Source organism: Amycolatopsis lurida, from assembly GCF_900105055.1.
Lineage (GTDB): Bacteria > Actinomycetota > Actinomycetes > Mycobacteriales > Pseudonocardiaceae > Amycolatopsis > Amycolatopsis lurida.
This window is the reverse complement of the sequence record NZ_FNTA01000004.1, coordinates 3,628,560-3,641,290: the sequence shown is the minus strand read 5'-3', so window position 1 is coordinate 3,641,290 and position 12,731 is coordinate 3,628,560. Positions and strand designations below refer to the sequence as shown.

Sequence of the window (12,731 nt, the reverse complement as noted above, 5' to 3'; positions counted from 1 at the left end):
CACGGGTACCACCTCCTCGTTCGTTCGCACGGCCTCCGGCAAGTTAGCAGCGGCCGCCATCGCGCGCCAGCGGTTTACCCGAGCACCGAAAGCCCGTCCGCCACGACGACGCCGTCGTGCAGCACCGTGCGGTCCTTGCCGCGGTCCATCACCGCGCTCGTCGGGGTCTCGCCGTCCACCAGCACCAGGTCGGCGCGGTCGCCCACGGCCACCCCCGGCCGGTCGCCGATACCCGCCAGCCGCGGGACGTCGTGGCTCATGATCGACGCGCCGCCCATCGTCGCGACGGCCAGCGCCAGCTCGATCAGGTCGTCGCGGCGGAAACCGTGGGTGAAGGCGAGTTGCCAGGTGCGGTCGAGCAGGTCGCAGTTGCCGTACGGGCTCCAGTAGTCCCGCTGGCCGTCCTCGCCGAGGCCGACGCGCACCCCCGCGGTCGTGAGGTCCGCGAGCGACAGCTGCCCGTCGGTGGACGGCGCGACGGTCGCCATCGCGATGTCCAGTTCGGCGAACGTGTCGATCAGGCGGCGGCTCACCGATTCCGAGATCGAGCCCAGTTCGTACGCGTGCGACAGGGTCACCTTGCCGCGCATGTCCAGCGCGCGGACCCGCTCGATCACCAGGTCGGTCGAGAACACCCCGAGGTGGCCGGGTTCGTGCAGGTGGATGTCCACCTCGACGCCGTACTTCTCGGCGAGCCCGAACACGACGTCGAGATGTCCCTTCGGGTCCTTGTCCAGCGAGCACGGGTCGATCCCGCCGACGACCGTGGCGCCCGAGCGCAGCGAAGCCTCCAGCACGTCCACGGTGCCGGGCTCGCGCAGGATCCCGGCCTGCGGGAACGCCATGATTTCGACGTCCGCGTGCTTGGCGAAGCGTTCCTTCGCGGCGAGGACGGCGTCGAGCTTTTCGAGCCGGCAATCGACGTCCACCTGCGCGTACGTGCGCACGCGGGTGGTGCCGTTCGCGATCATGCGCTCCAGCGTCCCGGCGACGCGTTCGGGCAGCGGGACCTCGGCGTTCCGCCAGTTCTCGCGGTCGTTCAGCATCATCGCCCAGACACCCGGCGCGCCGGTGTGCGGCCGGAACGGCAGCCCGATCCGCGTCGAGTCCAGGTGGACGTGCACGTCACTGAACGACGGGAACAGCAGTCGTCCGCGCCCTTCGACCGTGTCCGCCGACGGCGCGGCGGCGGGATCGTGCGGCCGCACCGCGGTGATCCGGCCGTCGGCCACCTCGACGTCGCTGCGCTGTCCACCCCAGGGGCGGACGTCACGGATCAACACGGGGGCACCTTTCTCGCCGGACTTCCTTTGGTATACCAAATCCGGTGAGCGGGGGCAACGTCACTTGGTGTGCCGGTACGGGCGCGTGTGCCCGGTTTCCGCGTTGTGCTTGGTGATGTGGTCGATCCCCATCTTTTCGAGCCGCGGGTACTCGGTCACGTCGAACACGTTGTCCTCGCGGCGATGCGGGTAGACGTCGTGTCCCTTGCCCGGCCAGTAGGGGAAGACCACGTGCGTGTCCTTGTTGGAGTTCTTGGCGAAGGTTTCGGAGACGTAGTCCCATTTCTCCTGGACGAGCGGCTTCCTCGGATCGTTGGGGTCGTTGATCCACCCGGGCATCTTGATGTTGTTGTCCTTGAGGGTTCCCTCGAGGGTGTTGCCGCCGTTCTGCTTCGCGATCTTGGTGGCCTTCTCCTCGACCGAGCCGAGGTACTCGTCCTCTTCGCCACGCTTGCGTTTCTTGGTGCCACCGGACCAGAAGAAGTGCTTGTCCGCCTTCAGGATCTGGTCGAGTTTCGGCTTGAACTTCTCGAACTCCTCCTTCGACATCTTGTCGACGTCGATGGGAGGCTTCCTCGGGCTCCTCCGCAAGGGTTGGGGTTGTCCGCTGGGCCCGACCGGCTGAGGTCGCTGCTGGCTGCCCGGACCGCTCCGCCCGCAGGGCGGGACGAGACCGAGCGGGTCGCCGATGAGCAGCGGCTGGTCGACGTAGCCGACGGGGTTCGGCGCGGCGGCGAGGCCGAGCGGGTCCTGGCTGAGGTAGCGCGAGGTCCTGGGGTCGTAGTACCGGAAGACGTTGTAGTGCAGCCCGGTTTCCTCGTCGCGGTGCTGGCCGGGGAACGCCAGCGGCATCGAGGCGGTGTCGGCGCCGGGCAGCGGCACACCCCAGAAACTGCTGCGGTCCTGCCAGACCAGCGTGCCGTGTTCGTCCAGCAGTTCGGTCGGCGTTCCCGCGGGCGACGTGATCACGGCCCGGAACACGGCGTCCTCGAGGGCGCCCGTGCGCTCGATCTGCACGACGGGGCGGTCGTCGTCGTAGCGTTCCCAGGTCAGAAGCCGGTAGGACTCGTCGGCGGGGTCGTAATCCATCCGCTCGACCACGGTCATCCCGCTCCACAGGAAGCGGACGTCGTGCGTGAGCTCGGCTTCCCCCTCCTGGTCGATCAGCCAGCGGCGTTTGGCGAACCGCCGCCCGAGCGGGTCGTAGTGGTAGGTCCAGAACGCGCCGTCGGGGGTGCGCACGGAGCGCAGCCGGTCGAGGTGGTCCCACTCGTAGGCGCAGGACTGATCCGCGACGACCCGGCCCCGCTCGTCGCCGCTGTAGACGTCCTCGTCGATGGCGATGGTCCCCGCGGCGTCGTGGGTGAACCGTTCGACCCCGGCCGGACCGCGCGCTTCGCTGACCCGGCCTGCGGTGTCGAAGGTGAGCCGCCAAGGCCGGATCGCGTCGTCGACGGCGGCGAGCCTGCCGTCGGGCCGGTAGCCGTAGACGCGCTGCCCGACGCCCGAGATGTGCTCTTCGGCGAGCCGGTCTTCCGCATCGAAGCGCCGCCGGAGCACCACGGTGCCGTCGACGCTGCGCGTGACCTCCCGCCCGGCGTCGTCGTAGCCGAACTCGACTTCGTGGCCGGCGATCCGCAGCGACCGCGGCAGTCCTTCGCCGGTGAACCGCCACTCACTGTCCACACCGGACGATGTCCGCCGGACGAGCACGTCGCCGTCGTGGCGCCAGCACACCCCGAGCCCGTTGATCGTGTCGACGACGACCCGGTCCCCGTCGTCATGGACCATCTCGACCCGCGACTCGCTGTTCTCGGCGACGGTCATCCTGCCGAGCGCGTCGTATTCGTACCGCGTGACGTCGTCCGGGGTACGCCTCGCCACGACGTTGCCCCCGACGTCGTAGTCGTACTCGGTCGCTTCACCCGTACTGCTGGTCATGCGAAGCAGTTGTCCCGCCGCGTCGTAGGCGTAGCCGATCCGGCGGCCCTCGTAGTCGATCTCCTCGACGAGCCTGCCCGCGGCGTCGCGGACGTAGCGCCAGGTGCGGCCGTTCGGGTTGGTCACCGAGGTGAGCCGCAGTTCACCGTCGTAGGTGAACAGCGTCCGCGCGCCCGCGGCGTCGGTCTCTTCCAGGACGAGGCCGAACGGGCCGTACTTGCGGCGCCGCGCGGCACCCGCCGCGTCGCGGTGCTCGACGACGTGGCCTTCGGCGTCGTGCACCCACGTCTCGCGGCCGCCGTCGGGGCCGAGCCGCCAGGCACGGCGCCCGTCGGCCGTCCAGCCGAGCCTCGCCGCGCCACCGGAGGCCGTGTACGCGAGGCGGGGGCGGCCGAACAGGTCGCGGTCGCCGGGACGGTCCGTCACGGGGGCGTCGGTGAGCGGGTCGGGCGCGTCCGGGATCTCCACCGGCATCCCGGTGCCGACCAGGGTGGTGGCCGGGTCGAACGCGGGGACCACGCGCTGGACGTCGCCCGCCGAGAGCCGCACTTCGCCCTCGGCGTGCGTCAACAGCACCGTCGATCCGCCGGGACGGTGGACGGCGACCAAATCGCCGTCTTCGTCGTACTCGTAGCCGGTCTCCCGGCCGAGTTCGTCCACTGTGGACAGCAGCTCGTCGCGCCGGTTCCAGGAGTAGCGCTGGGAGTTGCCGAGCGGATCGACGCGTTCGACCAGCTGCCTGGCGTCGTTGAGGCGGTACGTCCACGTGTGGCCGTCGGCGTCGGTGTGCCGGGTCGTGCCGGGTTCGTAGGCGAACGTCGCGTTGTAGTAGCCGCTCGCCCCGACGGCGCGCACACAGCGCCCGGCGTCGTCGTAGACGTAGCGGTACCAAGTCCCCGTGCGGTCCTTCCAGCCGACGAGCCGGTGCCCGAAGTCGTAGTCGAGGGTCATGGGGCGGCCCGCGTAGTCCATGACGGTGCTCAGCTGGCCGAGCCGGTTGTACGAGAAGCGCACCAGCGGCGGCTGTCCCGGCGCGCCGAGCGCGACGATCCGCCCGTTCGCGGTGCCGATCGCGAGTTCGACGCCGTCGGCACGGCGGAGCCGCGCGGGCGTGCCGTCGGCCGCGTAAGCGAATTCGGTGCGGACGCCGTTCTGCTCGATGGCCGTGAGCGGCAGGATCCGGCCCGCGCCGGCGAAGAGCAGCTCGCGGTCGCCCATCGACAGCCGGTAGCCGTCCGCCGCGCGGCGCAGCCGGTGCCGTGGGCCCTGCACTGGAAGGACGGGTCCACCCGCCGGGACGGGATAGGTCAGCACCATGCCGTCTTCGGCGTAGAACAGGACACAGTCGCCGTGGACCGCCAGCCGTTGATCCATTGTGGACGTCCAAGATGGACCGAACCAGCGGCCGGCGGTGTAGGACGACAGATGGGTGCGGGAGAGTTCGAGATCGCCCGCGTCACCGGGCAGGATCACGTCGATCTGCTTCATGACGACTTCGCCGGTCGCGACGTCGACGGGGTCGCCGCAGTAGTTCTTGGAATCCGACGACGTCGAGCGGTCGCCGTTGCCGTCCTTCTTGGTGGTGTCGGTGTTGCCGCCCCGGTCGCGGGTGCCGCCACCACCGCCGGTGCCGCTGGTGTTCGTCTGGTCGTTGTCGCTCTTGGTGTTGGTGCTCTTGTCGTGGGCGGGGCCGTCGTTGCCGCCGCCCGGTTTGCCGTTGCCGTCGGCGCTGGAACCGCTGGTGCCCTCGTCGATCCCGCGGTCGTTGCCGCCCTTGGTCTTGGGCGGTGGCGGCGCGTCCACCTTGCCGCTTTGCAGCTTGCGCAGGGCCTTGGCGGCGTCGTCGAAGAGCGTGTCGGCCTTCTTGAGCAGCGGCATCAGGCCCTTGAGCGCCTTGACGAGCTTGGTGGTGAGGTCGGCGATCTTCGAAGCGGTCTTGGCGACCGCGGTCACCACCTGCGGCACCACCCAGGTCAGGCCGATGCCGAGGGTGAACAGCACCTGCAGCGCCCAGCTGATGAGGTGGCCGACGAGTTCGGCGATGATGTCGCGGACCAGGGTGCGGACGGCGGCGACGACCTCGCCCGCGGTCTTGACGCCGCTGGACGCGCCCTCGCAACCCTTCTGCGCGGCGGTGAGCACGGTGACCGTGTCCTGTGACCGTTCGCGGTAGCGGTCCGCGGCGTCGCCCGCCCACGTCCGCAGGTCGGCCTTGACCAGGTCGGTCAGATCCGTGCCGATGGCGCCGAGCTCCTTGGCGATATTGGACCAGGTCTCGGCCTGTGCCTTGATCTGATCGGCGTCGCCGGTCAGGGCGTCGAGCGCGTCGGAGAGCGGGCCGACGTGTTCGAGCAACCAGCCGACACCCGCGGCGAGGATCGAACCGAACGGGTCCATGGCCATCGACAGCGCGTCGAGAGCCGTCCCGACGGCGCCCATCGCGACCGCGGCCCAGTCGCCCTTTTCGATGCCTTCCTTGAGGTCGATCGCCGATTCCAGCAGCGGGACACCGGAGTGCGCCTTGGTGGAGTCCTGACGCTCAGCGACCAGCGGATTCGCCATGTATGCCGTCTTTCCTGCCTCGGAAACCTCACCGACGGGGCAGCCGATTTCTACCATCGCGGCGCCGTGGTCCCGCTACGAGGAAAGGATCTTTGCCCCCTCGCCGGGAGGACGACCCGTACGGGCAGGGTCTTGCGAGTTCTGCCATGCGGAAGTTAACCTCCGCAGATTGAAATTGCCCGGCATCGCTCGCTTCTATCGAGAGGCGGATCCATGGTGAAGAGGACGCGGGCCGAAGCGGCCGCGAGCGGCAGGCCCGAGGACGAACGGCTCGGAATCGGCAAGAGTTTCACTTACGGCATCCAGCACGTCCTGACGATGTACGGCGGGATCATCGCGCCGCCCCTGATCATCGGCGGCGCCGCGGGCGTCTCGACGGCCGAGATCGGACTGCTCGTCGCGTCGTGCCTGTTCATCGGCGGCCTGGCGACGATCCTGCAGTCGTTCGGCATCCCCTTCTTCGGCTCCCGGCTGCCGCTGGTCCAGGGCACCTCGTTCGCGGGCGTGGCGACGATGACCGCGATCGTGGCCGACGGCGGGCTGCCCGCCGTGTTCGGCTCGGTGATCGCGTCCGCCCTGCTCGGCCTGCTCATCACGCCGGTGTTCTCCCGGCTGGTGAAGTACTTCCCGCCGGTGGTCACCGGGACGGTGATCACGGTGATCGGGCTCAGCCTGATGCCGGTCGCGGCCCAGTGGGCGATGGGCAACAACACCAAGTCGCCGGAGTTCGGCTCGGTCTCCAACATCGGCCTGGCCGCGATGACGCTGGCGATCGTGCTGCTGCTCAGCAAGGTCGCCGTCCCGGCCATCTCCCGGCTCTCGATCCTCCTGTCGATCGTGGTCGGCACCGTGCTGGCCGCCGTACTGGGCAAGGCCGACTTCTCGCAGGTCTGGGACGGTCCGATCTTCGCCGTGCCGACCCCGTTCGGCTTCGGCGCGCCGACCTTCGACGTCGCCGCGATCGTGTCGATGTTCATCGTCGTGCTGGTGACCCTCACCGAGACCACGGCCGACATGCTCGCGGTGGGGGAGATCGTCGGCACGCGGGTCGGCAAACGCAGGATCGGCGACGGGCTGCGCGCCGACATGGCGTCCTCGGCGGTCGCGCCGGTCTTCAACGGGTTCATGCAGAGCGCGTTCGCCCAGAACGTCGGGCTCGTCGCGATCACCGGCGTCCGGAGCCGGTTCGTGGTGACCGCCGGCGGCGTGATCCTGCTGGTCCTGGGCATGCTGCCGGTGCTCGGCCGGGTCGTCGCCGCGATCCCGTACCCGGTGCTGGGCGGCGCCGGTCTCGTGCTGTTCGGCACGGTCGCGGCGTCCGGGATCAAGACCCTGTCCAAAGTGGACTACAACGGGAACATGAACCTGGTGATCGTCGCGGCGTCGGTCGGGCTGGGGATGGTCCCGATCGCGGCGCCGGAGTTCTACCACCACTTCCCGGCGTGGGTCGGCACGATCTTCCACTCGGGGATCAGCTCCGCCGCGCTCATGGCCGTCGTGTTGAACCTGCTGTTCAACCACCTGAAGCCGGCCAAGGCGGGCAGCGACCCGTCGGTGTTCGCGACCGCCACCCGGGTGATCGACTACTCCGACCTCAGGGCCTTCTCCCGGCTCAAGGACGGCGACAGGATCGTCGACGGCAAGATCGTGGACGCCGAGGGCAAGCCGGTCCAGGTGCGCGACGAGGACGGCAAGCCGGTGCCCTACCGGATCGGCTCCGAGCCGGAAGAGCACTGAACCCTCCGCGGAGGGGTCGAAATCGGCGATCCGACCCTCCGGCCGACCCGCCGAAGGTGCCCTTGACCTGGCGATCTGTACGAATTTGAGACGGCGACGTGTGTTACCGGCGAAGACCTGCGACAATGGATGGCGAGATCGGGGCATCGAATGAGCTCAGACTCGCTATGAAGAGCAGGTAGAAAAAGTATGGCTCAGGGCAGCGTTAAGTGGTTCAACGGCGAAAAGGGCTTCGGCTTCATCGCTCAGGACGACGGCGGACCGGACGTTTTCGTGCACTACTCGGAGATCCAGGGCAGCGGTTTCAAGTCCCTGGACGAAGGGCAGCGCGTCGAGTTCGAGATCGGCCAAGGTCAGAAGGGCCCGCAGGCCCAGCGCGTCGTCGCCATCTGACTTTCTTCACGCCGAAGGCCTCCATCCGGACCCCGGGTGGGGGCCTTCGGGCGTTTCGGGACCCGATATCGTCGATGCATGCTTGTGATCGTTCGTGAGCACCCGTGCGGCCGGACGCGGTGAGCCGCTCCGCCCTGGAGCCCGAGCAGGTCGGGCGGAAGGTGCGGTTGCGCGAGGTCGGGCTGGGGGATCGCCGGGTCCTGATGGGCTTCGACCGTGACATGGCCCGAGAGGCGACGCCGCTGGTCGGCGGCGGGCACCGTCACTGGGCCTCACACCGCTCGGGATCGTCGGGCGACGACATCCACTTCGGCATCGAGACGGTGCGCGGCCGGATGCTGGTCGGTTCGGTGTGCACCATCGGCGCCGACCCGGTGACCGGCCGGTTCGGCTACGGCATCGGGATCGCCCCGCGTCACCAGCGCTGCGGCTACGCCACGGACGCCATCACCGTCCTCCTGGCGCATATGTTCGGGCAGCGCGGCTTCCGCAAATGCGAGGTCAGCGTGTACGGCGGCAACCTGGCGTCGCTTTCGCTGCACGGCGGTCTCGGCTTCCGCGAGGAAGGCAGGCTGCGCGACACCGAGGTGGTGCGCGGCGAGATCAAGTACCTCGTGCGGATGGCCATCACCGCCGAAGAATTCGCCGCGCGCCCCCTGGACAGCCTCGCCGACCTCGGCAGGCGTGGACAGCACCGGCGGCCCCGGCGCGGCAAGCACTGGCGCACGCCCGCCGCGATCAGCGGCTGATCATCCCGGATTCGTAGGCGAAGACGACGGCCTGGACGCGGTCGCGGAGGCCGAGTTTCGTGAGGATGCGGCCGACGTGGGTCTTCACCGTGCCCGGCGAGAGGAACAGCAGCTCGGCGATCTCGGCGTTGGACAGGCCGCGCGCCAGCTGCTGGAGCACCTCGTTCTCGCGGCCGGTGAGCAGCGCGAGCCGGTCGTCCGGCGGCGACGTGGGCAGGCCGGTGACGACCCGGTCGAGCAGCCGCCGGGTGACGGTGGGCGCGAGGGTCGCCTCGCCCGCGGCGACCACCCGGACCCCGGCGAGCAGATCCGGCGCCAGCGCGTCCTTGAGCAGGAAGCCGCTGGCCCCCGCCTGGAGCGCGGCGTAGACGTATTCGTCCAGGTCGAACGTGGTCAGCACCAGGACGCGGGCGCGCTGCGCCGCGGCGATCGCGGCGGTGGCCTCGACGCCGTCCATCTCGGGCATCCGGATGTCCATGAGCACGACGTCGGGATCGAGGTCCGCCACCAGCGCGACGGCCTCCGCACCGTCGCCCGCCTCGCCCACGACGTCGATGTCGTCGGCGTTGTCCAGGATCATCCGCAGGCCGGTGCGCACGAGCGCCTGGTCGTCGGCGATGACCACCCGGATCGTCATGACGGCAGGGTCGCGCGGACGGCGAAGCCGCGTTCCGCCCGCGGTCCCGCGTCGAAGGTGCCGCCCAGTACGTTCACTCGCTCCCGCATCCCTTCGAGGCCGTGCCCGGTGCCGGACGGCGCTTCCGCCGCGACGCCGTCGTCGGTCACCTCGATCTCCAGCGTTCCCGGCCCGTACCGCATCACGATAGTCACCGACGCGTCCGGACCGGCGTGTTTCAGCACGTTCGTCAGCGCCTCCTGCACGATCCGGTAGGCCGCCAGGTCCACTGTGGACGGAAGTGGCCGGGGCTCCCCTTCGACGCGGAACTCGACCGGCGTGCCCGCCGACCGGATGTCGGCGGCCAGCCGCGGCAGACGCTCCGCACCGGGTTGGGGCTCCCAGTCCGGCTCGTCCTGGCCGAGCGCGCCGAGCAACCGCCGGATCTCGCTCAACGCGGTCCGCCCGGTGTCGACGATGGCGTCCAGCGCCTCCCGCGATCGCTCGGGCCGCCGGTCCAGTTCCGCCTGGGCACCCTGCGCCTGCAGGACCACCACGGAAAGCGCGTGGGCGACGACGTCGTGCAGCTCGCGGCTGATGCGGCCGCGTTCGGCCGCCACGGCCAGCGCGGCCTGCGTGTCGCGCTCGCGTTCGAGATCCGCCGCCCGCTGCTCCAGCACCGACAGCCGGATCCGGCGCTGCCGCGTGTTCAGCCCGGCGAGCCACGCCACTCCCAGCGACAGGCCGATAGCCGGAAAACCGCCCCAGTCCTGCACTTGGTGGTCGTTGGCGTCGGTGTCGACCGGTGCCAGCGGATCGATGATGATGATCCGCGGTGGCATCGGGGCCCGGGACCGCGTGTTCGCTTCAGAGGCATGGAAAGACCACGCCCCGGCGACGAACAGACCCACCGCCAGCAAAGCGACGGAACGCCGTCGCGACCCCCAGGCCGCGACGGAGAAGAGACCGACCAGCGCGACGACGTCGACGGGTTTGAGGTCGTTGCCCATGGCCAGGTGCAGGAGCGAGGCCGTGCCTCCGGCCGCGAAGGTGATCGTGGGATTCCGGTGCCGGACGAGCAAAGAAGCCAAGGCCACCAAGGAGACCAGCCACCACTCGAAGCCTTCCGGATCGTCGGCTGCGACCACAGTGGACAGTCCGATGAGGATGGTCAGGCCGCGGTCGACGGCTCTTGGGTGATTCCTGAGGAAGGCCGGCACCAGCCGAGCGTAATCCCGTATCGGGCGCCGCGGATCCCTCTCGCGGCAGACCTCGGGATACGACCTGCGGCAGACGCGCGAATACGGCGCCGGGCTCCAGCCTGGACGCAGGAAGATCCTCGACAGAAACGGAAACCTCATGAGAAGGCTTCTCGTCTCACTGGTCGCCCTCGCCGGCATGGTGTCGTTGGCGAGCCCGGCCGCGGCGGCCCCCCGCCTGATGCTGCCGCCGCCGACCGGCTCGCATCCCGTCGGCTCCACCGACCTTCATCTCGTCGACCGCTCGCGCCAGGACCCCTGGGTGCCGTCCGGGCCGCGCGAGCTGATGGTGTCGATGTTCTACCCCGCGCTGGTGCCGATCGGCCCGAAACGGCCCTACCTCACCTTGGCCGAAGCCAAGGCGCTCCTGACCGAATCGGGCCTCCCCGACGTCGACCCCGCACTGGTCGCCGGGACCCGGACCAGTGCCAGAGTCGACGCGCCCCCGCTGCCGGGGAAGCACGCGCTCGTCGTCCTGTCGCCGGGATTCGGCAAACCGCGTACGACGCTCACCGGACTGGCGGAGGAGCTGGCGAGCAAGGGGTTCGTCGTCGCGCTGATCGGCCACAACCACGAGTCCCACGGCACCGCCTTCCCGGACGGGCGCGTCACCGGATGTGCCGCGTGCGGGTCCGAGTCGACACTGCTGCCGCCGATCCGTTCCGCGGACGCCTCGTTCGTCCTCGACACGCTGACCAGGCCTTCGTCGCGCTGGTCCCGGCTGATCGACCGGACGCGCATCGGGATGGCAGGGCATTCCATCGGCGGGTACAGCACGCCGACCGCGATGGTCGACGACGGGCGGATCCGTGCGGGCGCCGACCTGGACGGCAGGCTGTGGTCGCCGATCCCCGCGTCCGGGATCGACCGGCCGTTCTTGCTGCTCGGCCGCGAAAGCGAGTACACCCCGGCCGGCCCGGACACCACGTGGGCTGGCAGCTGGCCGAACCTCACCGGCTGGAAGCGCTGGATCAGCGTCGCGGCGGCCGGGCACGCGTCCTTCACCGACGTCGGCGTACTGGGTGAACAGCTCGGGCTCGGCAAGCCCGAGCTGCTCGACGGCGAGCGCGGAATGGCGCTGACCAGGACATACGTCTCCGCGTTCTTCGACAAGAATCTGCGTGGCGGGCAGCAACCGCTCCTGGACGGGCCGGTGCCGGGCAACCCCGAGATCAAGTTCTGGAACTAGCCCAGCGAGGTCCCGGTGAGGTTCTCGGAGAGCTCCCAGAGCCGCGCGGCCTCACCGGGATCGATCGCGTACGGGCGCACGCCGACCCACTCGCCCTCGTCGACGGCGACTTCGGCGATGTCGCAGTCCTCGCTGTAGAGCCCGCCCAGCCCGTCGAGCAGCGGTGACGTCGCCGCCCAGACCTGGGTGGCCGCGCCCTGGTCCGGCGATTTGAAATCCGGGTCTGCCTGGTTGCCGTGTTCGTCGATCCAGCCGCGCTCGACCATCTCCTCCGGCCGCAGATGCCGCTGCAGGGGAGTGAGGATGGCGCCCGGATGCAGGCTGAACGCGCGGATCCCGTGTTCGGCGCCGAGCGTGTCCAGCCGCACCGCGAACAGCACGTTCGCCGTCTTGGCCTGGCCGTAGGCGAGCCAGCGGTCGTAGCCGCGCTCGAACTGGACGTCGTCCCAGCGCATCGGCGAGGAATGGTGACCGGCGGAGGACACCGAGACGACGCGGGCGCCGCCTGCCGCCTTCAGTGCCGGCCAGAGACGGCTCACCAGGGCGTGGTGGCCGAGGTGACAGATCGCGAAATGGGACTCCCAGCCGAGGCCCACCCGCCGTTCGGGCGCGGCCATGATCCCGGCGTTCGCGATCAGCAGGTTTAGCGGGCGTCCGGTGCCGAGGAACCGCCGGGCGAAGGCCGCGACGCTCGCCAGATCGGCCAGGTCGAGCTCGTCGACCTCGGTACCGGGGATCCCGGCGAGCGCGGCCTCGGCGTCGGCCGGACGGCGTGCGGGGACGACCACGTGCGCGCCCGCGTTCGCCAGCGCGCGCGTGGTTTCCAGGCCCAGCCCCGAATAGCCGCCGGTGACGACGGCGAGCTTGCCCGAAAGATCGATCCCGTCCAGTACTTCTCCGGCGGTGCTGCGTGCGCCGAAGCCGGAGCCGATCTTGTGCTGTGAAGTGGTCATGCGGCGGACGCTAGGAGCTAGAGGGCTCTCTAGGTCAAACGCTATCGTC

At 69.9% G+C, this 12,731-nt stretch carries 9 protein-coding genes; 4 read left to right on the top strand and 5 right to left on the bottom strand.

Annotated features, from left to right (window positions below):
- Nucleotides 1–74: 74 nt before the first annotated feature.
- Together BLW75_RS22235 and BLW75_RS22230 are read right to left on the bottom strand one after the other, a co-directional pair.
- Nucleotides 75–1,283: an amidohydrolase family protein gene (locus BLW75_RS22235; RefSeq protein ID WP_034323536.1), complete on the bottom strand. Its 1,209-nt coding sequence runs from the start codon at nucleotides 1,281–1,283 to the stop codon at nucleotides 75–77.
- A gap of 60 nt (nucleotides 1,284–1,343) precedes the next feature.
- Entirely contained in the window at nucleotides 1,344–5,786 is a 4,443-nt protein-coding gene (locus BLW75_RS22230; RefSeq protein WP_158005444.1) for a DUF6531 domain-containing protein, read from the bottom strand.
- Between the two features lie 213 nt (nucleotides 5,787–5,999).
- Here BLW75_RS22230 and BLW75_RS22225 point away from each other — a divergent pair, with 213 nt between their 5' ends.
- The 3 genes from BLW75_RS22225 to BLW75_RS22215 all read left to right on the top strand — a co-directional run bounded on the left by BLW75_RS22225 (nucleotide 6,000) and on the right by BLW75_RS22215 (nucleotide 8,665).
- A complete protein-coding gene (locus BLW75_RS22225) occupies nucleotides 6,000–7,523 on the top strand; it encodes a nucleobase:cation symporter-2 family protein (protein ID WP_034323533.1) in 1,524 nt (507 codons plus the stop codon).
- Between the two features lie 189 nt (nucleotides 7,524–7,712).
- Nucleotides 7,713–7,916, top strand: coding sequence for a cold-shock protein (locus tag BLW75_RS22220; protein WP_005149851.1), 204 nt, complete (start codon nucleotides 7,713–7,715; stop codon nucleotides 7,914–7,916).
- Between the two features lie 104 nt (nucleotides 7,917–8,020).
- A complete protein-coding gene (locus tag BLW75_RS22215) occupies nucleotides 8,021–8,665 on the top strand; it encodes a GNAT family N-acetyltransferase (protein WP_034323529.1) in 645 nt (214 codons plus the stop codon).
- On the opposite strand, the gene BLW75_RS22210 is transcribed toward BLW75_RS22215, so the two are convergent.
- Together BLW75_RS22210 and BLW75_RS22205 are read right to left on the bottom strand one after the other, a co-directional pair.
- Nucleotides 8,655–9,302, bottom strand: coding sequence for a response regulator (locus tag BLW75_RS22210; protein WP_034323527.1), 648 nt, complete (start codon nucleotides 9,300–9,302; stop codon nucleotides 8,655–8,657). The two genes, BLW75_RS22215 and BLW75_RS22210, sit on opposite strands and share 11 nt — an antisense overlap.
- Nucleotides 9,299–10,501 (bottom strand): sensor histidine kinase, encoded by a 1,203-nt coding sequence (locus BLW75_RS22205; protein WP_034323572.1) that lies wholly within the window; start codon nucleotides 10,499–10,501, stop codon nucleotides 9,299–9,301. The genes BLW75_RS22210 and BLW75_RS22205 overlap by 4 nt, the downstream gene beginning before the upstream one ends.
- Before the next feature lie 139 nt (nucleotides 10,502–10,640).
- On the opposite strand from BLW75_RS22205, the gene BLW75_RS22200 reads away from it, so the two are divergent.
- Complete coding sequence (locus tag BLW75_RS22200; protein ID WP_091598077.1) at nucleotides 10,641–11,729, top strand: alpha/beta hydrolase family protein; 1,089 nt, start codon at nucleotides 10,641–10,643, stop codon at nucleotides 11,727–11,729.
- Here BLW75_RS22200 and BLW75_RS22195 read toward each other — a convergent pair.
- A complete protein-coding gene (locus BLW75_RS22195; RefSeq protein WP_034323522.1) occupies nucleotides 11,726–12,682 on the bottom strand; it encodes an SDR family NAD(P)-dependent oxidoreductase in 957 nt (318 codons plus the stop codon). The genes BLW75_RS22200 and BLW75_RS22195 overlap by 4 nt on opposite strands.
- Nucleotides 12,683–12,731 lie beyond the last annotated feature (49 nt).